This window comes from Streptomyces indicus, from assembly GCF_900100315.1.
GTDB classification, from domain to species: domain Bacteria; phylum Actinomycetota; class Actinomycetes; order Streptomycetales; family Streptomycetaceae; genus Streptomyces; species Streptomyces indicus.
In genome coordinates this window covers 144,082-166,098 of record NZ_FNFF01000009.1, presented here as the reverse complement: position 1 = coordinate 166,098, position 22,017 = coordinate 144,082, and the positions used below count along the sequence as shown (strand labels likewise).

General features: G+C 72.3%; 19 protein-coding genes. 6 read left to right on the top strand and 13 right to left on the bottom strand.

Annotated elements, in window-relative coordinates; all coding sequences use genetic code 11:
* Positions 1-41: 41 nt before the first annotated feature.
* The 3 genes from BLT97_RS22545 (at position 42) to BLT97_RS22535 (ending at position 4,714) form a co-directional block, all read left to right on the top strand.
* Complete coding sequence (locus BLT97_RS22545; protein WP_093613002.1) at positions 42-3,299, top strand: S41 family peptidase; 3,258 nt, start codon at positions 42-44, stop codon at positions 3,297-3,299.
* A 123-nt stretch (positions 3,300-3,422) separates the two neighbouring features.
* Positions 3,423-3,776, top strand: a complete 354-nt coding sequence (locus BLT97_RS22540; protein WP_093613000.1) for a histidine triad nucleotide-binding protein — start codon at positions 3,423-3,425, stop codon at positions 3,774-3,776.
* A 32-nt stretch (positions 3,777-3,808) separates the two neighbouring features.
* The gene (locus BLT97_RS22535; protein ID WP_093612998.1) at positions 3,809-4,714 is read left to right on the top strand and encodes a ribonuclease Z; all 906 of its coding nucleotides are present in this window, start codon (positions 3,809-3,811) and stop codon (positions 4,712-4,714) included.
* A gap of 110 nt (positions 4,715-4,824) precedes the next feature.
* Here the strand turns inward: BLT97_RS22535 and BLT97_RS22530 are convergent, their stop codons facing one another.
* Positions 4,825-5,643, bottom strand: coding sequence for an IclR family transcriptional regulator (locus BLT97_RS22530; protein WP_093612996.1), 819 nt, complete (start codon positions 5,641-5,643; stop codon positions 4,825-4,827).
* A gap of 121 nt (positions 5,644-5,764) precedes the next feature.
* Between BLT97_RS22530 and BLT97_RS22525 the strand changes: the two genes are divergently transcribed.
* Positions 5,765-7,063 carry a glucarate dehydratase family protein gene (locus tag BLT97_RS22525; RefSeq protein WP_093613269.1) on the top strand — a complete coding sequence of 433 codons (1,299 nt, stop codon included), beginning with the start codon at positions 5,765-5,767 and terminating at the stop codon, positions 7,061-7,063.
* A 55-nt stretch (positions 7,064-7,118) separates the two neighbouring features.
* Here BLT97_RS22525 and BLT97_RS22520 read toward each other — a convergent pair whose 3' ends face one another.
* Positions 7,119-8,441: a family 4 glycosyl hydrolase gene (locus BLT97_RS22520; protein ID WP_093612994.1), complete on the bottom strand. Its 1,323-nt coding sequence runs from the start codon at positions 8,439-8,441 to the stop codon at positions 7,119-7,121.
* Positions 8,442-8,841: 400 nt separating this feature from the next.
* Here BLT97_RS22520 and BLT97_RS22515 point away from each other — a divergent pair, with 400 nt between their 5' ends.
* On the top strand, positions 8,842-9,954 hold the full coding sequence (locus BLT97_RS22515; RefSeq protein WP_176953867.1) for a carbohydrate kinase family protein: 1,113 nt from the start codon (positions 8,842-8,844) through the stop codon (positions 9,952-9,954).
* Positions 9,955-10,012: 58 nt separating this feature from the next.
* On the opposite strand, the gene BLT97_RS22510 is transcribed toward BLT97_RS22515, so the two are convergent.
* The 7 genes from BLT97_RS22510 to BLT97_RS22480 form a co-directional block, all read right to left on the bottom strand.
* Entirely contained in the window at positions 10,013-11,014 is a 1,002-nt protein-coding gene (locus tag BLT97_RS22510; protein WP_093612992.1) for a WxL protein peptidoglycan domain-containing protein, read from the bottom strand.
* Positions 11,015-11,150: 136 nt separating this feature from the next.
* A complete protein-coding gene (locus BLT97_RS22505) occupies positions 11,151-12,494 on the bottom strand; it encodes a beta-xylosidase (protein WP_093612990.1) in 1,344 nt (447 codons plus the stop codon).
* Between the two features lie 291 nt (positions 12,495-12,785).
* Positions 12,786-13,271 carry a hypothetical protein gene (locus BLT97_RS22500; protein ID WP_093612988.1) on the bottom strand — a complete coding sequence of 162 codons (486 nt, stop codon included), beginning with the start codon at positions 13,269-13,271 and terminating at the stop codon, positions 12,786-12,788.
* A 382-nt stretch (positions 13,272-13,653) separates the two neighbouring features.
* Positions 13,654-14,007 (bottom strand): cytidine/deoxycytidylate deaminase family protein, encoded by a 354-nt coding sequence (locus BLT97_RS22495; RefSeq protein ID WP_093612986.1) that lies wholly within the window; start codon positions 14,005-14,007, stop codon positions 13,654-13,656.
* Between the two features lie 209 nt (positions 14,008-14,216).
* Entirely contained in the window at positions 14,217-14,966 is a 750-nt protein-coding gene (locus BLT97_RS22490; RefSeq protein ID WP_093612984.1) for a hypothetical protein, read from the bottom strand.
* 44 nt (positions 14,967-15,010) lie between these two features.
* A complete protein-coding gene (locus tag BLT97_RS22485; protein WP_143041368.1) occupies positions 15,011-15,790 on the bottom strand; it encodes a hypothetical protein in 780 nt (259 codons plus the stop codon).
* Between the two features lie 136 nt (positions 15,791-15,926).
* The gene (locus BLT97_RS22480) at positions 15,927-16,784 is read right to left on the bottom strand and encodes a helix-turn-helix transcriptional regulator (protein WP_093613265.1); all 858 of its coding nucleotides are present in this window, start codon (positions 16,782-16,784) and stop codon (positions 15,927-15,929) included.
* Positions 16,785-16,938: 154 nt separating this feature from the next.
* Here BLT97_RS22480 and BLT97_RS22475 point away from each other — a divergent pair, with 154 nt between their 5' ends.
* On the top strand, positions 16,939-18,405 hold the full coding sequence (locus BLT97_RS22475; RefSeq protein ID WP_093612980.1) for an MFS transporter: 1,467 nt from the start codon (positions 16,939-16,941) through the stop codon (positions 18,403-18,405).
* Between the two features lie 6 nt (positions 18,406-18,411).
* Here BLT97_RS22475 and BLT97_RS22470 read toward each other — a convergent pair whose 3' ends face one another.
* Genes BLT97_RS22470 through BLT97_RS22455 form a run of 4 tightly spaced genes read right to left on the bottom strand, consistent with a single transcriptional unit; the run spans position 18,412 to position 21,679 of the window.
* Positions 18,412-18,765, bottom strand: coding sequence for an MmcQ/YjbR family DNA-binding protein (locus BLT97_RS22470; protein WP_093612978.1), 354 nt, complete (start codon positions 18,763-18,765; stop codon positions 18,412-18,414).
* A 25-nt stretch (positions 18,766-18,790) separates the two neighbouring features.
* The gene (locus BLT97_RS22465) at positions 18,791-20,101 is read right to left on the bottom strand and encodes a hemolysin family protein (RefSeq protein WP_093612976.1); all 1,311 of its coding nucleotides are present in this window, start codon (positions 20,099-20,101) and stop codon (positions 18,791-18,793) included.
* The gene (ybeY, locus tag BLT97_RS22460; protein WP_093612974.1) at positions 20,098-20,595 is read right to left on the bottom strand and encodes an rRNA maturation RNase YbeY; all 498 of its coding nucleotides are present in this window, start codon (positions 20,593-20,595) and stop codon (positions 20,098-20,100) included. The genes BLT97_RS22465 and ybeY overlap by 4 nt, the downstream gene beginning before the upstream one ends.
* Before the next feature lie 13 nt (positions 20,596-20,608).
* Positions 20,609-21,679 (bottom strand): PhoH family protein, encoded by a 1,071-nt coding sequence (locus BLT97_RS22455; RefSeq protein WP_093612972.1) that lies wholly within the window; start codon positions 21,677-21,679, stop codon positions 20,609-20,611.
* Positions 21,680-22,017 lie beyond the last annotated feature (338 nt).

Below are 22,017 nucleotides of genomic sequence, written 5' to 3'. Positions count from 1 at the left end.
AGGCCTCGGCAACGCCAGAGGGCCGGTCATAAGGTGATCAGGTGACGCAGACGCAGCTCTCGTATCTCCGATTCCCGCACGTCCGCGGCGAGTTGCTCGCCTTCACCGCGGAGGACGACGTCTGGATCGCGCCGCTGGAGGGCGGGCGTGCCTGGCGGGTGAGCGCCGACAACATGCCCGTGAGCCACCCGCGGATATCCCCGGACGGCCGTCATGTCGCCTGGACCTCGTACCGCGACGGCGCCCCCGAGGTGCACTGCGCTCCCGTGGACGGCGGACGGGCCGAGCGGCTCACGTACTGGGGCAGCAACAGGACCCAGGTGCGCGGCTGGACCCCCGAGGGCGGCGTGCTCGCGGTCACCACCCACGGCCAGGCCTCGCTGCGCCGCCAGTGGGCCTGGCACGTCCCGCTGGACGGCGGGCCCGCGACCCGGCTGCCGTACGGCCCCGTCGGAGACGTCGCCTGGGGCCCGGACGACCAGGTGCTCCTGGTGTCGGTGTCGATGGGGCGCGAGGCCGCGTACTGGAAGCGGTACCGCGGCGGCACGGCGGGCAAGCTGTGGATCGACCGCGAGGGCGACGGCCAATTCGTGCGGGTGCACGAGGAGTTGGACGGGAACATCGAGTACCCGCTGTGGGTCGGGGACAGGATCGCGTTCCTGTCCGACCACGAAGGCGCCGGCACCCTGTACTCCTCGCTGCCGGACGGCACGGATCTGCGCCGGCACGCGGCGGCCGACGAGGCGGAGGGTGCGGAGGGTGCCGAAGGCTCCCACGGCTATTACGCGCGCCACGCCGCGAGCGACGGACAGCGCGTCGTGTACACCCGTGCCGGACAGCTGTGGATCGTCGACGACCTCGGCGACCCCGGCAGCGCGCCGCGCCCGCTCGACGTCCGGCTCGGCGGGCAGCGCGTCGACCTCCAGCCGCACCCCGTCAAGGCCGACCGCCACCTCGGCGCCACCGCGCCCGACCACACCGGCCGCGGCAGCGCCGTCTCCGTGCGCGGCTCGATCCACTGGGTGACGCACCGCGAAGGACCCGCGCGCACCCTCGCGTCCACGCCGGGCGTACGCGCCCGGCTGCCGCGTACCTTCCGCGTGAACGGCGAGGAGCACGTCGTCTGGGTCACGGACGCGGAGGGCGAGGACGCCCTGGAGTTCGCGCCCGCCGCCGGAGTGGCCGCGGGCGCCTCCGTACGGCGGCTCGCGGCCGGGCAGTTGGGGCGGGTGCTTTCGCTCGCGATGGCCCCCGACGGCAGCCGCGCCGCCGTCGCCGCGCACGACGGCCGGGTCCTGCTCGTCGACCGCGAGAGCGGCGAGGTGCGCGAGGTGGACCGCAGCGAGGACGGCGAGGCGACCGGACTGGTGTTCTCGCCCGACTCGGCCTGGCTGGCCTGGTCCCACCCGGGCCCCGACCCGCTGCGGCAGCTGAAGCTCGCCAACACCGCCGACCTGTCCGTCACCGAGGCCACGCCGCTGCGCTTCTGCGACTTCTCGCCGGCCTTCACGCTCGACGGCAAGCACCTGGCGTTCCTCTCCGAGCGCTCGTTCGACCCCGTCTACGACGCGCACGTCTTCGACCTCGCCTTCGTCGGCGCCTGCCGCCCGCACCTGATCACGCTCGCCGCGACCACCCCCTCGCCCTTCGGGCCGCAGCGCCACGGGCGCCCCTTCGAGCCGGCCGAGCGGAGCGAGGAGGTGCCCGGCGGCGAGGACCAGCCCGCCACCCGGATCGACCTGGACGGCCTGGCCGACCGCATCGTCGCGTTCCCCGTCGAGGCCGCCCGCTACTCCACGCTGCGCGCCGCCAAGGACGGCGTGCTGTGGCTGCGCCACCCGGTGCGCGGCGCGCTCGGCGTCTCGCGCGCCACCCCGGACGACCCGGGCCCGCGCACCGCCCTGGAGCGCTACGACCTCGGACAGCACCGCGTCGAGGAACTCGCCCACGACGCCCACCACTTCACGGTCACCGGCGACGGCAAGCGGGTGCTGCTGCACACCGGCGACGTGCTCAAGGTCGTCCCGAGCGACCGCCGGCCCTCCTCCGACGACGACAGCGACTCCCACCTCACGGTCGACCTGTCCCGTATCCGCAAGGAGGTCGAACCGGCCGCGGAATGGCGGCAGATGTACGAGGAGACCGGCCGCCTCATGCGGCAGAACTTCTGGCGGCCCGACCTCGGCGGCATCGACTGGGACGGGATCCTCGACCGCTACCGGCCCGTCCTCGACCGCATCGCCACCCACGACGACCTGGTCGACCTCCTGTGGGAGGTGCACGGCGAACTCGGCACCTCGCACGCGTACGTCACCCCGTACGGCGGCTACGGGTCGTCCGACACCCGACAGGGCCTGCTCGGCGCCGATATCTCCCGGCACGAGGACGGCAGTTGGCGCATCGACCGCATCCTGCCCTCGGAGACCTCCGACCCGTACGCGCGCTCCCCGCTCGCCGCCCCCGGCGCCGCGGTCCGCGCCGGTGACGCGATCGTGGCCGTCGACGGCCGTCCCGTGGACCCGCTGCGCGGCCCCGGACCGCTGCTCGTCGGCTCCGCGGGCAAGGCGGTGGAGCTCACCGTGTCCCCGGCCGGCGGCGGCGAACCCCGGCACGCGGTCGTCGTCCCGCTCGCCGACGAGGAACCCCTGCGCTACCACGCCTGGGTGGCCGACCGCCGCGCCTACGTGCACGAGCGGTCCGAGGGCCGCCTCGGCTACATCCACGTGCCCGACATGCAGGCGCCGGGCTGGGCCCAGATCCACCGCGACCTGCGCGTGGAGGTGGCCCGCGAGGGCCTGGTCGTCGACGTGCGCGAGAACCGTGGCGGCCACACCTCCCAGCTCGTCGTCGAGAAGCTCGCCCGGCGCATCGTCGGCTGGGACCTGCCGCGCGGGCGCCGCCCGTTCAGCTACCCGGCGGACGCCCCGCGCGGTCCGGTGGTCTCGGTGGCCAACGAGTTCTCGGGCTCGGACGGCGACATCGTCAACGCCGCCATCAAGGCCCTCGGCATCGGCCCGGTGGTCGGGGTGCGCACCTGGGGCGGGGTCATCGGCATCGACAGCCGCTACCGCCTGGTCGACGGCACGCTCGTCACCCAGCCCAAGTACGCGATCTGGCTGGAGGGTTACGGGTGGGGCGTGGAGAACCACGGCGTCGACCCGGACATCGAGGTGGTCGCGGGCCCGCAGGACTACGCGGCAGGACGCGACCCGCAGCTCGACACGGCGATACGGGTCGCCCTGGAGGCGTTGGAGACCACACCGGCGAAGGCGGCGCCCGCGCTGCCGGAGCTGGGCTGAGGAGGCGGGGCGGCGGTGGGACCGTGCGGGCCGGAGCCGGGGTGACAGCGCCGGGCCCGGGGCGGACCGTGCCGGATACGATGCCCCGAGACCGTCCGGAGCTGTCGCGAGAAAGGGCCGAGCGTGACCGGTGAACCGCAGGCCGACTGCCTGTTCTGCAAGATCGTGGCGAAGGAGGTGCCGGCCACCGTCGTGCGCGAGAGCGAGACGACCCTCGCCTTCCGCGACATCAACCCGCAGGCGCCCACGCACGTCCTCGTGATCCCCAAGGTGCACCACCCGGACGCCGCCTCGCTGGCCGCCGCCGAGCCCGCGATCGCCGCCGACGTGCTGCGCGAGGCGGGCGAGGTGGCCGTCCAGGAGGGCCTGGACAGCTACCGGACCGTGTTCAACACCGGCTCCGGCGCGGGGCAGACCGTGTTCCACGCCCATGCCCACGTGCTCGGCGGGCGCGGCCTGCAGTGGCCGCCCGGCTAGCGGCCGCCTCGTAAGGAAGTCGGTAACTCCCCTTGTCCTCACGGGAATTCGTGGTGCTCGGCACCGCGAGCCAGGTGCCCACGCGGCACCGCAACCACAACGGCTATCTGCTGCGCTGGGACGGCGAGGGACTCCTCTTCGACCCGGGCGAGGGCACGCAGCGGCAGATGCTGCGGGCCGGGGTCGCCGCGCACGACCTGCACCGGATCTGCGTCACGCACTTCCACGGCGACCACTCGCTCGGGCTCGCGGGGGTCATCCAGCGCATCAACCTCGACCGGGTGCCGCACCCGGTGGCCGCGCACTACCCGGCGAGCGGGCAGCACTACTTCGAGCGGCTGCGGTACGCCACGGCCTACCGCGAGACCGCGAGGCTGGTGCAGGAGCCGGTCGCCGAGGACGGGGTGCTGGCCGAGACGCCCGCGTACCGCCTGGAGGCGCGGCGGCTCTCCCACCCGGTCGAGTCCTTCGGCTACCGCCTCGTCGAACCCGACGGGCGGCGCATGCTGCCCGCGGCGCTGCGCGCGCACGGCATCGCGGGGCCCGACGTGGGGCGGCTGCAGCGGGACGGGGTGCTCGGGGGCGTGACCCTGGACGAGGTCAGCGAGCCCAGGCCCGGGCAGCGGTTCGCCTTCGTGATGGACACCCGGCTCTGCGACGGGGTGTTCGCACTGGCCGACGGCTGCGACCTGCTCGTCATCGAGTCCACGTTCCTCGACCAGGACGTGCAACTGGCCGAGGACCACGGCCACTTGACGGCCGGTCAAGCGGCGACGGTCGCGCGGGAGTCCGGGGTGCGGCACCTGGTCCTGACGCACTTCTCGCAGCGCTACACCGACCCGGCCGAGTTCGAGCGACAGGCACGGGCCGCAGGCTTCGAGGGCGAACTGACCGTGGCGGCGGACCTGATGCGGGTGCCGGTGCCGAAGCGGGGCTGAGGGGGCGGGCGGGTTCAGGCGCGCCGGTCGGGTGCAGGTGTGCCGGTCGGGTGCAGGTGTGCCGGGCGGGCGCGGCTCACGTTCCGATCCGGCTCACATCCCGATCCGGCTCAGGTCTTCCACTGTGCCCCGCCCGAGGCCCGTACCGCCACCGCCTCGATCTTCGTACGGATCTCCTGCATCACCGCCACGATCCGCCGCTCGTGCTCCTCGGTCAGCCGGGCCACCGGCACCGAGCAGCTGACCGCGTCCACCGCGGGCTCGTCGCAGCGCAGCGCGAAGCCGAAGCCCGCGATGCCGAGCACGCCCTCCTCGCGGTCGATCGCGTACCCGCGGGCGCGCACCCCGGCGAGATCGGCGGCGAGGGATGCGGCGTCGGTGTGGGTGTGCGGGGTGAGCTGTGCGAGCTCGCCCGCAGGCAGCCGCCGCGGATCCTCCGCGAGCAGCGCCTTGCCGAGCGCGCCCGCGTGCGCGGGCAGCCGGCGCCCCACGCGCGAGAACGTCCGCAGGTATTCATGCGACTCGCGGGTGGCGAGATAGACGACGTCCGTGCCGTCGAGCCGGGCGAGATGGATGGTCTCGCCGAGCGCCTCCGAGGCCTCGTCGAGAAACGGCCGCGCCGCCCGCACCCGGGGATCGCTGTCCAGATAGCTGGTGCCGGTCAGCAGCGCGTGGATGCCGATGCCGTACAGCGACCCCGTCGTGTCGGTGCGCACCCAGCCCCGGTCGATCAGGGTCTGCAACAGCGCGTACATCGAACTGCGCGGCACCCCCAGCTCCTCGGCCAGCTCCCGCAGCCGCGCGGGACGGTCGCCGCGGGCGGCGAGCACTTCGAGGAGCTCGACGGTCCGCGCGGCGGACTTCACTTCGCGGACGCCGCCGGGTGACTGCTGTGCGGGCGCGTGGGCGGGCGTTTCCTGTTCCGGCATGCCGCAGATCGTAATCGCGCCCTTGACCGGCCTTCGGCGCCTCCCTAGTCTTCGTTCCCGTACACAACTCCTGTCTACATACGGAGATGTCCGAGACGATGGTTGAGGCGAGGTCGAGGTGATGGCTGAGGTGACGGCTACGGAAACGGCACCGGGCCCCAGGATCACGCACGTGCGCCTCACCCCCGTGCTCATCGCCGACCCGCCGCTCCTCAACACCACGGGCGTGCACCAGCCCTACACCCCGCGGCTGATCGTCGAGATCGTCACCGAGGGCGGGGTCACCGGGGTCGGCGAGACTTACGGGGACACCAAGTACCTCGTCCTCGCCCGGGCCCTCGCCGATGCTCTCGCCGGGCATCAAGTCGCCGATATCAACGGGCTTTTCACGCTGGCGGGGCGGGTCTGTCACGCCGAGGGCGGCGGGCTCGACGTGGGCGGTACGCGCGGCGTAGAGACCGCCGAGAAGCTGCGGCTCTCCGTCGTCTCCGCCTTCGAGGTGGCCTGTCTCGACGCGCTCGGCAAGACGCTCGGCCTGCCGGTGCACGCGCTGCTCGGCGGCAAGGTGCGCGACAGCGTCGAGTACAGCGCGTACCTCTTCTACCGCTGGGCCGAGCACCCGGGCGGCGTGGGGGAGCGGGACGGGTGGGCGGCAGCCCTCGACCCGGCGGGTGTCGTGGAGCAGGCACGGCGGCTGGTCGAGCGGCACGGGTTCTCCTCGTTCAAGCTCAAGGGCGGTGTCTTCGCGCCCGACGAGGAGATCGCCGCGATCCGCGCGCTCGCCGAGGCCTTCCTGGGCCGGCCGCTCCGGCTCGATCCCAACGGGGCCTGGAGCACGGAGACTTCGCTGTACGTGGCGCGCGAACTCGCCGGCGTACTGGAGTATCTGGAGGACCCGACCACCGGCACGCCCGCGATGGCCGAGGTGGCCGCCGCCACCGGCCTGCCGCTGGCCACCAACATGTGCGTGACCACGCTCGCCGAGATACCCGAGGCCTTCACCACGGGCGCCGTCCAGGTGGTGCTCTCCGACCACCACTACTGGGGCGGGCTGCACCGTACGCGCGAACTGGCCGCGATCTGCCGCACGTTCGGGGTCGGCGTCTCCATGCACTCCAACTTCCATCTCGGCGTGAGCCTCGCCGCGATGACCCAGGTCGCGGCCGCCGTCCCGCACCTGGACCACGCCTGCGACAGCCACTATCCGTGGAGCACCGAGGACGTGGTGGCCGAGCCCTTCACGTTCGAGGACGGCCGGATCGAGGTGTCGGACGCACCAGGGCTCGGCGTCGAACTCGACCGGGACAGGCTGGAGTTCCTGCACCGGCGCTGGCTCGACGACGACGGCTCGCTGCGCGACCGCGACGACCTCGCCGCGATGCGGGTGGCCCGGCCGGGGTGGTCGGCGCGGAGGTGGTGAACCGCGGTGCCACCCTGCCGGTTACGACCACCCGCCGGTTACGACCCCCCGCCCGTTACGCCCCCGCCGCCCCGTCCAGGATCCGTTCCGCCACCGCGGGCGAGTCCACCAGCGGGTGCAGGGCGAGCGCCCGCAGCGCGGCGGTGCGGTCCTTGAACACCGCCGCCTCGATCGCCGCCCGCTCCACCGCCTTCAGCGTCAGCATCAGGCCCAACTCGGCCTGGCCCAGCGGTGCGCAGGGCAGCGGGCGCGCGCCGTCCGCGTCCACCTCGCAGACCGTCTCGATGATCGCGTCGGCCGGCAGTTCGGGCACGGTGCCGCCGTTGCGCACATTGAGGATCAGCCGCGCCGGACCGTCCTGCTCCCCGGCGTCGGACGACAGCGCGCGCATCAGCTCCAGTGCCACCTGGTCGTAACCGCCGCCGTCCAGGTCGCAGGCGTCGCGCTCCCAGCCGCCGCTCGCCGCCCGCGCCTCCGCCATGTACGTGGACTCGCGCTCGCGCCGCGTGGCCTGCCACAGCTCGTACGCCCGCTCCGGCTCCGCGGAGGCGCGCGCGAAGAAGCCGCCCTGCTGCTGGTCGAGGAACTCGCCGCGGGTCTCGGCGGCCGCGCGCGCGGAGGCGAGGGTCTCGCGGCGGAAGTAGTAGTAGTGCAGGTACTCGTTGGGCAGCGAGCCGAGGGCGCGCAGCCAGGTCGCGCCGAACAGCTTCCCCTCCTCGAAGGAGGTCAGCCGCCGCTCGTCGGCCAGCAGCCCCGGCAGCAGGTCGTGGCCGTCCGCGGTGGTCAACGTGCGCAGCCAGCCGAGGTGGTTGAGGCCCACGTAGTCGTACGTCACCGAGGCGGGGTCGGCGCCCGCCGCCCGCGCGGCGCGGCGGACCAGACCGACGGGTGAGTCGCAGATGCCGATCACGCGCGCGCCGAGCACCGAGGCCATCGCCTCGGTCACCATGCCCGCGGGGTTGGTGAAGTTGATGACCCAGGCGTCCGGCGCGAGCGCCTTGACGCGCTCGGCGATGTGCAGCGCGACGGGGATCGTCCGCAGCCCGTAGAGCACCCCGCCCGCGCCCACCGTCTCCTGGCCGAGCACGCCCTCGCCGAGCGGCAGCCGCTCGTCGCGCACGCGGCCCGCGGTGCCGCCCACGCGGATCGCCGAGAACACGAAGTCGGCGCCGCGCAGCGCGTCGTCCAGGTCCTCGGCGACGCGCAGCTCCGGGCCGCGCACACCGAGCCCCGCGATGACCGACCGCACCACGTCGAGCCGCGCGCGGTCCGTGTCGTACAGCGTCAGCTCGGTCACGGTCCTCGTGCCGGCCCCCGCCAGCGCCGCGTACACCAGCGGCACCCGGAAACCGCCGCCACCCAGAATCGTCAGCCTCATGCTCCGGAACGTACCCGAGTGCCGCCGCTCTCCGCCCGCGCCCGCCGGCAGCTCGGGCCGCGGAGCCGGCTCTCCGGGATTGTCGGTGCCATGGGGCAGACTGTCCGGATCTGCAGGCTTATCTCGTACGGAGCACCTGGTGAGCGCTAACGACGGCAGGGTGCCGGTCGGCGGCGAAGGCCGCCCGGGACCGGCCGGGGACGATGATCGCGGAGCCGCGGGGGCACCCGCGCGTCCGGGGTCCGACGCGGGCGACGTCCGGGCGCGCGCGGCGGAGGACCAGGCGCGCGCGGCGGAGGACCATCTGGGGCCGGCGCCGATCGGCGGGGCGGCGGAACCGGCGGACGGGCGCGTGCCGGGAGACGCGGGAGGGCGGCGGCCGCACGACGGCGACGGGCGGCTGCCGGGCGACCCCGGAGGGCGCGCGTCCGCCGGGGCCAAGGGATGTCTCGATCCGCTCGCCGCCCTGCGCACCCCCGACGAGCCGGCCTGGGACGTGTATCTGACCGGCACCGTCTTCCTCGACATCATCTTCACCGGACTCGACTCCGCCCCCGTGCGTGGCACCGAGTCCTGGGCCCGCGGCATGGGCCAGAGCCCCGGCGGCGTGGCCAACATGGCCACCGCGCTCGCCCGGCTCGGCCTGCGCACCTCGCTCGCCGCCGCGTTCGGCGACGACCACTACGGCTCGTACTGCTGGGACGCCCTGGAGCAGGGCGAGGGCATCGACCTCGCGCAGTCGCGTACCGTGCCGGGCTGGCACTCGCCGGTCACCGTCTCAATGGCGTACGAGGGCGAGCGCACGATGGTCTCGCACGGCCATGACGCACCCCCGGTCGAACCGGCACCGGAGTGCCCGCCCCGCTCGCGCGCGGCCATCGCCTCGCTGGCGCCCGGGGTGCGCGAGGAGTGGGTGGCGCAGGCCGCCGCCAAGGGCACGATGATCTTCGCGGACGTCGGCTGGGACGACACCGGGCGCTGGGACCTCGCGGGCCTCGCGGACCTCGCGCACTGCGAGGCCTTCCTGCCCAACGCCGAGGAGGCGATGCGCTACACGGGCACCGACTGCCCCCGCGCCGCGGCCCGCGCGCTCACCGCGCACGTGCCGCTCGCGGTGGTCACGCTCGGCGCCGAGGGTGCGTACGCGGTGGACGGCAGGACCGGCGAGACGGCCGAGGTGCCGGCCATCGCGGTCGAGGCACTCGACCCCACCGGCGCCGGCGACGTCTTCGTCGCGGGCTTCGTCACCGGGACGCTCGCGGGCTGGCCGCTCGCGGACCGGCTCGCCTTCGCCGGCCTGACGGCGGCGCTCTCGGTGCAGGAGTTCGGCGGCTCGCTCTCGGCGCCCGGCTGGGCGGAGATCGGGGCGTGGTGGCGCCGGATCCAGTCGTACGAGGACCAGGACCCGTCCGCGCTCAGGCGGTACGCGTTCCTGGAGGGCCTGGTCCCGGAGTCCTCACGGCCCTGGCCGTTGCGCAGGGCCGTACCGACGATCGGCTTCGGCCAGCGCTGAGGCGGAAGGGCGGCGCCCGGGCCGCCGGGTTCTCATCCCGCAGCGCCCGCCCCGCGCCTCACCCCGCCAGCCGCGCCTTGCGCCGCTTCGCGAACCACATCCCGCCCCCGCCGAGCAGCACCCCGCACAGGAGCGCCGCCACCAGCCACGGCAGGGCGAAGAACGAGGTCGAGCCCGTCGTCTCGACGTCCTGGCTTCGCGCCGTCAACTCCACGTCGCCCCAGTCGAGTTGAGGCGCCCCGTCCCAGCGCTCGGTCAGCTCCACCTTCTGCCGGGGCAGCAGCTCCGGGGGGACCTTCGTCAGGTCGCGGTCGAGCAGCTTGCGCCCGAACAGGCCCTTCGCGCTCAGCTCGACCTTCGGGCTCAGCGTGACGTTGCCACGGTTGTGCAGCGTGTACGTGATCGTGGCGGTGCTCTTGCCGAAGCCCGGCACCAACGGCTTGTCGTGCTCCATCTTCACGTTCTCGACGGCGAGTCCGGGCACGGTGGGCCCGCCCACGCGCAGATAGATCCGCGCGCCGACCGCCCGCTGCACCCCGACCTCGACCGCGCCCTCGGCCGGGTCGATCTTCTCGTCGAGGGCGACCAGGGCCCCGGGGTGGTCGCCCGGCTCGGCGCTCTCGGGCACGTGGACCGTGATCGGGATGTCGACCGAGCCGCCCGGCGGCACGGTCACGCGGGACTTCGCCGGCTTGGCCCAGGCGCCGACCCCCCGCTGCTTCTCACCGGGCGAGCGCACCGCGAACCCGCCGTCGCGCGCGGTGTTGTACGCGTCGGCCGCGTACAGCTTGAAGGTCAGCGGCTCCTCGGCCTTGTTGGTGACGGTGACCTTGTCGGTCAGGGTCGTGCCGGGGTCGGCCGTGAGATAGAAGTAGGGCCGCCCGCCGGGCTCGGCGGACGAAGGGTAGACCGACCAACGGCCGTTGTCGGCGGCGTACGCGGGCGCGGGCGCGCCGACCGTGAGCAGCAGCGCGGCCACGAGCGAGAAGGCGGCGGCAAGGGCCGCGTACGGCCGGAGCGTCCGGCCGGAGTGCGGTGAGCCGTATCTGGTGACGTGCATGTGCGCGGACCCCCGGAACGTTGGGTGGCGGACCGGCCCGTGGAGGGCCGGCCCGCCGGTGAACAGGGTGCGGATGCCTGAACAGGGTGCGGATGCCTGACAGGAAGGCCTGCGCGCAGGCCTTGAGGGGGGACCGTCAGGTGAGGGTGAGCGTGAGCACGCCCGCGTACTCACCGGGTGCCGTGAACTCCGGTACGTTCAGCGACAGTCCGGCGTCGACCTGGAACTCACCACCGGTCATGGCGGCGTTGGGCGTCTGCGCGAGCGTCGCGCCCTGGCTGCCGACCGGGCCTTCCGAACCGGCCGCGCACTGGCTGGGACTGCCCGCCTTGGTGGTGCACTTGGGCGTCCAGCTCAGCTTGCCCGCGTCGATGGACGCACCGTTGGGTCCGGTGAACGCGGTGACCTTGCCGGTCAGGGACCAGCCCACGGGGCCACCGCGGAAGTCCTTCACCGTCACCTGGTTCAGCGCACCGGTGGACGGGCCGCCCGTGCCGAAGTCGACCCCCGACATCTGGACGGTGTCGCCGCCCTGGGTCATGGTCAACTGCCCGGCCTTCACCGAGGACTTGAGGTTCTGGTCCAGTTTCGACCCGCCGCCCCCGGGTGTGGTCACCGTGTACGGGACCGGACCCGCGCCTTTCGCCGGGTCCCAGGCGTCGCCCTCGAAGGCCACCAGGCCGACCGTCGCCGGGTCCTTGACCCTGATCCGCATGGTCTGGGAGCCGGAGTCGGGAATCGTGCCGGTGCCCTTGTCCGCGGTGATCGACGTGCCGTTCCAGCCCGCCAGCGTCACGGTCGCGCCGGGGGTGAACTTGGCGAGCCGGGCGAACACCCACGCGTCGGGCGCGCCGGACGAGGTGTCCAGCGTCATGGTGCGCGGGTTGGTGGGCACCTCGCCGCCCGTGGCCGTGATGGTCTCGGAGACCGGGGCGGGCGGGGTCTTCACCACACATGGAGTGTTGAGGTCCATGATGTAGTTGGTGTTGATGTTGTAGTCACCCGGGGCCAGCGTGATGGCGCCGGGGGCGGTGACCGTGAACTGCCCGGTCATCTTGAAGCCGGGGAACGGTTCGAGACCGCCCACCGGAGTGTTCTCGCGCGGACCCGCGACCGCGACCTCGCCGCTCTGCGCCCCGCCGAGCACGACCTTGCCGGACGGCTTCATGATGTTGGCCGGCAGATCGAAGTCGATCGGGTTGCCCGCGGCGGGTTTGACGACCTCGTAGGTGACGGTGACCGTGTCGCCCACCTTGGGTGCCGCGTTGTCCACGGACACCTTCGCGGTCGTGGGCCCCTCGATGTTCGGGATGCCCGCGATCGGCGGCGGTGTGCAGACGGTGGTGAAATCGACGTTCGCGGGGACCGCGACGGCGGGACAGGCGAACGCCCCGCCTCCCACGATCCCCAGTGCGGCCGCACCTAACGCGGCCACCCAGCGGTGTCTTCGCCCGCCGGAACTCCCTTTCCCTGAAGGCATGTCGTCCCCTCCTCTGAGACGTCGGAGCAGCGGCTCTTCTGCGCCGACAGGGGCCCATTGATGTGCGGGTTGTGTGAGAAGTCAATGGAATCGGGAGACTTCGACTGATGACCCATCAGGTTCTGTCAAGATCACACATTTCGCCGGACAGGCCGAAGAACCGGTACCGCTCCGCGGCGGTACCGGTCCTCGCGTGAGAGCCGGATCGATCTGACGGTCCGGGCAGTCAGCCGGTCAGTCGGTGATCATCAGCGGGACCGGTGACCGTCCGCCCGTCGGCAGGCCCGGCGGTCAGTCGGCCACGAACGGCCCCGGCGTCTGCACGTCGTCCGCGAAGCACTCGACCGTCGTGCCGAAGACCTCGAGGGTCAGCGACGGGGTCGCGGCGACGAACGAGTCCAGGGTGTCGCCGGCGGCGAAGGCGGTCGCACTGGTCAGCGGGCCGCTGTCGAAGGCGCCGCCCGCGGGGATGGCCGGGTTGCTGCTGCCGCCGAAGGTGGCGGTGCCCGAGCCGTTGTGGGTCATGTGCAGCGTGGTGGTCACATCGCCCGCGCCGATGCCGATGGGCGTGGTGACCGCCGTCTTCACCTGGAGGGTGAGGGCGCTGCCGGTCTGGGTGGCGGTCAGTTCGGCCGTGCCGCCGCCCCACATTCCGCAGGCGTACGGTGCGGTGGCCTTGGCCGGTGCCACCGCCATGGCGGCCGGCGCGAAGGCCAGCGCGCCCGCGGCGAGCGCACCCGCCGCCAGCGTTCCGATCCCGAGCTTGCTGCCTCTCATTCGGTTCCCCTTCCACATGAGGGAGTTGCCGTATGCCGCACGAGGCGCACGCGTTCCACGCGAAGGAGTCCCACCGCGCCCGGCGTGCGGGCACGGCGCTGCAGGGGTGCGTGAAGGGCGCGCGAAAGACCGTCCGTGAGGTGGGTGCGGATGCCCACGGAACGCGGGGCGGGCGATGCGGTACGAGGAGGCGGCTCTGCTCTCCGTACCCGTCCGCCCCAGGAGATCTGACGGTCCGTCGGAAAAGTAAGCGCTGCCCATTGAGACCGAACCGGCGGAAGAAGGCAAGAGGAATCTTCTTGATTCTTCTACTTCCCCGCCGATCCGTGTTACTGACCCGTCAGTCAACTCCCCCTCCGAAAAGGGGAGTTGGGCGCGGGAATCAGCCAGCCGGCGTGGTGGCCCGCACCGTCCCGTCGGGGCCGGCGAGCAGAACCGGAGTCCCTGCCCCGCCGAGATCGCGTACGGCCGCGAGGTCCTCGGCCGCAACCGCTTCCACCGTGCTCACCACGGCGGCCGCCTCCAGGGACCGCGCCCCGCTCGCGACGGCCATCGCGACGGCCGTACGCAGCGCACTCAGCTGAAGCGAGTCGAGCGCCACGGTGCCGGCCACGTACGTGCGCCCGGTCTCGTCGCGTACGGCGGCACCCTCGGGCACCTCGTTACGGGCACGGGCGCTGCGCGCCAACGTGACGATCTTGCGGTCCTCGGGGTCGAGGGGGGTGCTTTCGGTCATGCGTCGAGCATACGAAGCGGTGCGGAGGGGTGCTGTGCGGGGCCCGGGTGGGGGGCGGCCCGGTCCGGAACACGGGAGCACCTGGTTCGCGGACACAGGAGCGCCCGGGTGCCGCCGTCTCCCACAGCGGCACCCGGGCGCTCTCCCCTCCGGGTCCCTCCCTGAGTCCCCCTGTTCGTGGGGGCAGGTCCTGGCCGGTGCTCCTCCGGCTACTTGGCGGCCTTGACCGCCTCCGCGACCCGCTGCGCGCCCTTCTCGAAGGCCGCCTTGAAGGCGGGGGTGTCGGACTTGTTGTCGACGCTGGTCAGGAGCGTGACGGAGATGGCGCTGCCCACGCGGGAGGCTGCGAAGTCGAACTGCATCGGCACCTGGTCCTGCTCGTCCACGCCGATCAGACGCCAGGCGAGCGTCTCGTCGCCGACCGCGGGCACGTCGAGCTTCTTGTACGTGAAGGTGGCCTTGTCGCCCTCGAAGTCCACCGTGAACTTGTCGCAGCCCGTCGGCAGCGCCGAGTTCTTCATGGCCTCCAGGGCGTCCTCGGCCGTGTAGGAGAACACGCCGTGCGACAGGTACGGGCCCAGGTCCGACTTGTTGTACGACTTGGCGACCGTGGCCTGCGCGGCCGGGGTGCCGGGGTGGTGCACGATCTGGTCGAGCAGCGGCTGGCACTGCTTCTTCTCGGCCTTGCCCAGACCGAACACGGTCGAGCCGTCCTCGGTGTCGGTCATCGACTTGTCCTGGCTCCAGCCGGACGGCATGTCCTTGAGCACCAGAGCGGCGGCCTCCGCCTGGCTCCTGGTCAGCGGCTTCGCCTCGGGCGAGGGCGTCGCCGACTCCTTCTTCTGCTTCCCGTCGGACGGCTTGTCACCGCTGCCGCCGGAACCGCCGCACGCGGCGGCGAAGAGCAGGGACGAGACGGCGAGCGCGGCTATGGCGCCGCGGCGCGGGGTGGTACGCACGGTGTGGTTCTCCAGATGTGAAAGGTGCGAATACGGTACGAGACTCAGACGCCGGCGCCCGCGGCACCCTTGGCGGCGACCTTCCGGGTCTTCTCGACCAGCTTCTCGACGGCCCGGTCGAAGGCCTCCTGGTCGTTGCCGCCGTCGCTCTGCTGCGAGACCTGAAGGATCGCCCCGCCGACGCGGGCGACCACGGTGTCGGTCTGGTCGACCCACACGTAACCGTCCTCGTCCTCGTACTCCACCGAGAACCGGAACCCGTACGCCTCGCCGTCGCCGACCTGCGGAACGGACAACTCCTGGGTACGGAACAGGACTTCATCGCCCTCGTAGGACCCCGTGAACGACTCGCAGCCGTCCGTCGCCTCCACGGGCTCCATCAGCGCCTCGGCCTGCTTCTCGGTGAAGGCCTCGACCCCGGCGAGGAGGAACGGACCGTAGTCCGCGTCCTTGGTGAAGGCGGCGTACGCCTCCGCCTTCGCACGGGGCCCGGAGCCGCCGAAGGAACCGTCCAGGAGCGGCTGGCACTGGGGCTTGTCCGCCTTGAGCGCCGGGCCCTCGCCGCCCTCGGCCTCCTCGGCACCCGCCGCATCCACCTTCCACCCCACCGGCAGATCCGACACCTCGATCAGCGCCTCCTCGGCCTGCCCCTGGGTCAGCGGAGCCGCCGGCTTCGCGGAAGGGGAAGCGGAGGCGGAGGAGGACGGGGACGTCGTGGACTTCGGGTTCTCCTCCGCGTCCGCCGCCCCGCCGCAGCCGGCCACGGCGGTCAGCGCCGCTGCCGCCAAGACTCCGGTGAGGGTAAGGGAGTTACGGGTGCGCACGGGGTCTCCTGAAGGGCGTTCAAGCGGTGGTGTGCCTCAAACCTAAACGCGAGGTAAAGCCCGACTGTGCGCCGTAAGGCCCGACCGGCAGGGACCAAAGTCCCGACCACCGCTCGCCCCTGTGGAAGCCCCCGCCTCACCCCGCCAGCGGATACATCGACCCCCGCCGCCCCTCCGGCGACGACAGCCACTCCAGCTTGCGTACGGTGTCCGCGACCGGGAGCGGGGTGTGCAGGACGATCACGAGGTCGGGGCGGGCCGGGACGCGGAGCTGAGTGGACTCGAAGTGGAGTTCGCCGACCAGGGGGTGCTCCAGCTGCTTGTTCATCAGGCCGGCCGGCGAGATGTCCCGCCGCTGCCACAGCGCCGCGAACTCCGGACTGAGCTCCTTCGCCTCCTCCACCAGCGCACGGAAGCCCTCGTCGTCGGGGGCCTCGGAGCAGGCGGAGCGGAACTGGGCCACGAGGATCTCCGCGTTGGCCTCCCAGTGCACCGCCCGCGCGCGGTAGAGGTCGTCGGTGAAGAAGTCGATCAGGCAGTTCTGCCGGGTCCCCGGCCGCATGCCGAGAACCATCGCGGCCGCGTCGTTGTAGAGGACGCAGTTCCAGTACTGGTCCATCAGGTGCGCCGGATACGGCATCCACGCGTCGATGAGCCGCTTCAGACCCGCGCACATCTCCCCGCCCGTCTCCTCGACGACGAGGGCCGGCGGATTGAGCCCCGACAGGACGTACAGATGGCGCCGTTCGGCACTCGACATCCGCAGCACCCGGGCCACCGAGTCGAGCACCTGGGGCGAGACCGAGATGTCGCGGCCCTGCTCCAGCCACTGGTACCAGGACGCGCCGACCCCCGCGAGCACCGCCACCTCCTCGCGCCGCAGCCCCGGGGTGCGCCGCCGCCCGCCCTCGGGCAGCCCCGCCTCGGCGGGTGTCACCTTCGCGCGCCGGCTCATCAGGAACTCGCGCAACTCCGCCAGACGGTGGGCCTTCATCGCGGCGGTCTCGGTCACAGGCTCTCCCCCCGGAGCTTTGCTGGTGGTGCGGTCGCAGGTGCGCGGACGCACGGCCCGCGGCTGCATGGTGGTGCGGCCACCAGGATAAGTTCCCACTCTCCACGGATATTCCGGCGGACCGAGGATCTCGGTCATGGCAATCGACACCTCCGCCCCCGCCGCCAACTCCGCACCGGATACGGCGAGTTCCGCCCGTAACCCCGCCGGGAGCCCCGCAGCCGGGCTCTCCGCCCGCGACAAGCTCGTCCTCTTCGTGCTGTGCGCCGCGCAGTTCATGGTCGCGCTCGACTTCTCCGTCCTGAACGTGGCCCTGCCCGTGCTCGGCGCCGACCTCGGCATGAGCGACGTGGCCCTGCAATGGGCGGTGACCGCCTTCGCGCTGCCTTCCGGCGGCTTCCTGCTCCTGTCCGGACGCCTCGGCGACCTCTACGGCAGGCGGCGCCTGTTCCTCTCCGGGCTCGCCCTGTTCGCCGCCGCCTCGGTGCTCGCCACCTTCGCCTGGGACCCCGCGTCCTTCCTCACCGCGCGCGCCCTCCAGGGCATCGCCGCCGCCGCGATCGTGCCCACCGGCATGGCGCTCCTGACCACCACGTTCTCCGAGGGCCCGGCCCGCGACCGGGCGCTCGCCCTCTCCGGCACCCTGATGTCGCTCGGCTTCACCGTCGGCATGGTGCTCGGCGGCATCCTCACCGACACCCTCGGCTGGCGCTCCACGATGGGCCTGCTCGCCGTGTTCGCGCTGATCGTGCTGCCGCTCGCCCCGGCCCTGCTCACCGAGTCCCGCAGCCCCGAGCGCCCGCGCCTCGACGTCCCCGGCGCCATCACCGTCACGGGCGGTCTGCTCGCCCTGATCTACGCCCTGACCACGGCCGCCGAGCACGGCTTCGGCACCCTCGACGTCCAGCTCACGCTGGCCGCGGGCGTGCTGCTGCTCGCCGCGTTCGTCCGGGTCGAGGCGCGGGCCGCACAGCCGCTGGTCTCCCTGCCGATGCTGCGCCGGCCCAGCGTGGCCTGGGGCAACCTGGGCGGTCTGATCACCTTCTCGATGATGACCACGATCGTCTTCGTGCTGACCCTCCACCTCCAGGACACCCTGGGCCTGTCGCCGTTCGAGACCGGCGTCGTCTTCGGTGTGCAGGGCGTGGCCGCGGCCGTCTCCGGCTCGCTCGTGCCGCGCTTCGTCGGCCGGCTGGGCGCGCGCCGGGTGCTCGTGGCGGGCCTGGCCGGGCAGGCGGTGTTCACGGCCGCGCTGCTCGTGACCGGCACCGGCACCCTCGGCGTCGTCCTCGCCACGGCCGTGGCCTCGCTCGCCTGCTTCTTCCACATGGGCGCGATCATCGGCTACGGCATCACCGTCACCTCCGGCGTGCCGGACGAGGAGCAGGGCCTGGCCACCGGCCTGGTCACCAGCAGCCAGCAGCTGGGCCTGACCGTGGGCATCCCGCTGCTCGGCGTGCTCGCCACCACCGCCGGCGACCTGACCTCGGGCTACCGCATGGTGGTCGGCATCGACGCGCTGATCGTGCTCGCCGCCGCACTGCTCGTCGCCGCCGGGCTGCGCCGCAGGGCCGCCGGTCCCGCGAAGTCCGTGGTGGGTTAAGGGGGTTCAGGGCCGGTCGAGCCGCAGCCGCTCCCGCTTCGGCAGACCCGCCACCACCAGGTCGTACGAATCCTCGACGAGCTCCCGGACGAAGGCGTCCGGGAGCTCGTCCACGGTCACCGTGTTCCAGTGCCGCTTGTTGAGATGCCAGCCCGGCTGAATCGCCGCGTACTGCTCGCGCTGGCGCACCGCGTCCTCGGGGTCGCACTTGAGCGAGACCTGAAGGGGCGCGGAGTCCAGGAAGGACAGCGCGAAGATCTTCCCGAGCACCTTGAACACGGAGATCTCCGGGGAGAAGGGGAACTCCTCCACCGCGGCATTGAACGACAGGCAGAACGCGCGCAGTTCGGCGGGTGTCACGGGGGAGCCCCTTCCAAAGAGCCGGTCAGCGGTCCTCGCCGGCGCCTGCGTCCTGCGCCTCCGGTACCTCCACCGGCTCCACGAGCACCGTCATGATCTTGTTGCGGCGGCCGGCCGCGGACTCCGCGGTGAGCTTGAGCGCCCGTCCGTCGGGCAGGTCCACGACCGCCTCCGCGCCCGCGATGGGCACCCGCCCGAGCGCCTTGGCGAGCAGTCCGCCGACCGTCTCCACATCGTCGTCGTCGAAGGCGTCGAGCCCGTAGAGCTCGCCGAGGTCCTCGATGTCAAGGCGCGCGGTGACCCGGAAGCGCTGGTCGCCGAGCTGCTCGACGGGGTCGATCTCGCGGTCGTACTCGTCGGTGATCTCGCCGACGATCTCCTCGAGGATGTCCTCGATGGTGACGATGCCGGCCGTGCCGCCGTACTCGTCGATGACCACGGCGACGTGGTTGCGGTCCTGCTGCATCTCGCGCAGCAGATCCCCGGCGTTCTTGGTGTCCGGCACGAAGGCCGCGGGCCGCATCGCCGTCGACACCAGCTCGGACTCGGCGTCCCGGTTGATGTGCGTCTTGCGGGCCAGATCCTTCAGGTACACCATCCCGACCACGTCGTCCTCGCTCTCGCCCGTCACCGGGATCCGCGAGAACCCGGAGCGCAGCGCGAGCGTGAGCGCCTGCCGGATGGTCTTGTACCGCTCGATGGTGATCAGGTCGGTGCGCGGCACCATCACTTCGCGTACGAGGGTGTCGCCGAGCTGGAAGACCGAGTGCACCATCCGGCGCTCCTCGTCCTCGATCAGCGACTCCTGCTCCGCGAGGTCCACCATCGCGCGCAGCTCGGCCTCGGAGGCGAAGGGGCCGCGCCGGAAGCCCTTGCCGGGCGTGAGCGCGTTGCCCAGCAGGATCAGCAGGCGCGGGATCGGGCCCATGATCCGGGCCAGCGGCAGCAGTACGTACGCGGCGGCCGTGGCCGTGTTCAGCGGGTGCTGGCGTCCGATGGTGCGCGGCGAGACGCCGACCGCCACATAGCTGACGAGCACCATCACGCCGATGGCCACACACAGCGCCTGCCAGGTCTCGTCGAACTCCTGGAGGCAGGCGTACGTGACCAGGGTGGCGGCGGCCATCTCGCAGGCCACCCGCACGAGCAGCGCCACGTTCAGATAGCGCGTCGGATCCGCCGAGACCTGCGCCAGCTTCGCGCTGCCCCGGCGGCCCTGGCGTACGGCCTCGGCGGCGCGGAAGCTGGAGACGCGCGCGAGGCCCGCCTCCGCGCAGGAGGCGAGCCAGGCGACGATCACCAGCGCGACGACGCCGAGGATCAGGGACGTACTCACGAGACCGTGGGAGCGGGGGACGGACCGGTCAGGCCGCGCTCGGCGCGCCAGCCGTCCACGATGGCCGCCTGGAGCCCGAACATCTCGGCCTTCTCGTCCGGCTCCTCATGGTCGTACCCCAGCAGGTGCAGCACTCCGTGGACGGTGAGCAGCTGCAGCTCCTCGTCCATGGAGTGCCGGGTCGGCGCCTCGTTGCCCTGCTTCTCGGCGACCTCGGGGCAGAGCACGATGTCGCCGAGCAGGCCCTGCGGCGGCTCGTCGTCGTCCTTCATGGGCGGCCGCAGCTCGTCCATCGGGAACGACATCACATCCGTCGGGCCCGGCAGGTCCATCCACTGGATGTGCAGCTGCTCCATGGCATCGCTGTCGACCACGATCACCGAGAGCTCGGAGAGCGGGTGGATCCGCATCCGCGCGAGCGCATAGCGGGCGATGTCGAGGATCGCCTGCTCGTCGACCTCGGTTCCGGACTCGTTGTTGACGTCGATCGACATGGCTCTGCGTTCGCTACTTCCGCTTGGAGTCCCGGCCCGATTCCCGGCGGCCCTTGTGGGTCCCGTTCTCCGTGCCGTGCTCGGTGTCGTACTTCTCGTAGGCGTCGACGATACGGCCGACGAGCTTGTGCCGTACGACATCGTGCGACGTGAGCCGCGAGAAGTGCACGTCCTCGACGTCCGCCAGGATGTCCTGCACCTGGCGCAGACCGCTCTTCGTGCCGCTCGGCAGGTCGACCTGGGTGACGTCACCGGTGATGACGATCTTCGAGTCGAAGCCGAGACGGGTCAGGAACATCTTCATCTGCTCGGGCGAGGTGTTCTGGGCCTCGTCCAGGATGATGAAGGCGTCGTTGAGCGTGCGGCCGCGCATGTACGCCAGCGGTGCGACCTCGATCGTGCCCGCGGCCATCAGGCGCGGGATCGAGTCCGGGTCGAGCATGTCGTGCAGCGCGTCGTAGAGCGGGCGCAGATACGGGTCGATCTTCTCGTAGAGCGTGCCCGGCAGGAAGCCGAGCCGCTCGCCGGCCTCGACGGCCGGACGGGTCAGGATGATGCGGTTGACCTGCTTGGACTGCAGGGCCTGCACCGCCTTCGCCATGGCGAGGTAGGTCTTGCCCGTACCGGCGGGGCCGATGCCGAACACGATGGTGTGCTTGTCGATGGCGTCGACATAGCGCTTCTGGTTGAGGGTCTTCGGCCGGATCGTGCGGCCCCGCGAGGACAGGATGTTCTGCGTCAGCACCTCGGCCGGGGTCTCCTCCGGCCCTTCCCCGTTCTCGCTCGCCCTGAGCATGGCGATCGAGCGTTCCACTGCGTCCTCCGTCATCGGCTGCCCCGTGCGGAGCACCAGCATCATCTCGTCGAACAGGCGCTGGATGAGAGCGACTTCTTCGCGGTCGCCCACGGCGCTGATCTCATTGCCCCGGACATGGATGTCGGCCGCCGGGAAGGCCTTCTCGATCACACGCAGCAGGGCGTCTCCGGAGCCGAGGACCGTCACCATGGGGTGCTTGGCAGGCACGGTGAAGTGGGCTCGAGCGGGGCCCTGCGCGGAGGGCTGAGCTGTCGGTGTCTGAGTCATGGGCCGGCACTGTGGCCTGAGGTTGTCCTCCTCGTGCGGCACTCCGCCCGGACGGACGGACCTTGCACTGCCAAGGGTACGTCGGCGGGCTGACAGGACCGAGGGCTTTTTCGGCGTACGGGCGCGGGGAGAGCGGCCGCTGTCCGGGGCTGGGGCCGGGCGGCAGGGGTGCAGGGCGGAGCCCGCACTCCAGGGGCGCGGGGAACTGCGCGGGAGGGGGCCACCGGCCGGCAGCCGCGCACGCAGCCCCCGCACACGCGGCGCAACGGCGCCATCACAGGCGGCGCAACGGCGCAATCAAAGGGGCGCGGGGAACTGCGCACCCCCGCATCCAGGGC

Excerpts from the sequence above, each read along its gene's own strand:
- BLT97_RS22530 (WP_093612996.1), bottom strand. The coding sequence starts at position 5,643 with ATGCCGGAACAGGAAACGCCCGCCCACGCGCCCGCACAGCAGTCACCC.
- BLT97_RS22525 (WP_093613269.1), top strand. The coding sequence starts at position 5,765 with ATGGCTGAGGTGACGGCTACGGAAACGGCACCGGGCCCCAGGATCACG.
- BLT97_RS22520 (WP_093612994.1), bottom strand. The coding sequence starts at position 8,441 with ATGAGGCTGACGATTCTGGGTGGCGGCGGTTTCCGGGTGCCGCTGGTG.
- BLT97_RS22510 (WP_093612992.1), bottom strand. The coding sequence starts at position 11,014 with ATGCACGTCACCAGATACGGCTCACCGCACTCCGGCCGGACGCTCCGG.
- BLT97_RS22505 (WP_093612990.1), bottom strand. The coding sequence starts at position 12,494 with ATGCCTTCAGGGAAAGGGAGTTCCGGCGGGCGAAGACACCGCTGGGTG.
- BLT97_RS22500 (WP_093612988.1), bottom strand. The coding sequence starts at position 13,271 with ATGAGAGGCAGCAAGCTCGGGATCGGAACGCTGGCGGCGGGTGCGCTC.
- BLT97_RS22495 (WP_093612986.1), bottom strand. The coding sequence starts at position 14,007 with ATGACCGAAAGCACCCCCCTCGACCCCGAGGACCGCAAGATCGTCACG.
- BLT97_RS22480 (WP_093613265.1), bottom strand. The coding sequence starts at position 16,784 with ATGAAGGCCCACCGTCTGGCGGAGTTGCGCGAGTTCCTGATGAGCCGG.
- BLT97_RS22475 (WP_093612980.1), top strand. The coding sequence starts at position 16,939 with ATGGCAATCGACACCTCCGCCCCCGCCGCCAACTCCGCACCGGATACG.
- ybeY (WP_093612974.1), bottom strand. The coding sequence starts at position 20,595 with ATGTCGATCGACGTCAACAACGAGTCCGGAACCGAGGTCGACGAGCAG.
- BLT97_RS22455 (WP_093612972.1), bottom strand. The coding sequence starts at position 21,679 with ATGACTCAGACACCGACAGCTCAGCCCTCCGCGCAGGGCCCCGCTCGA.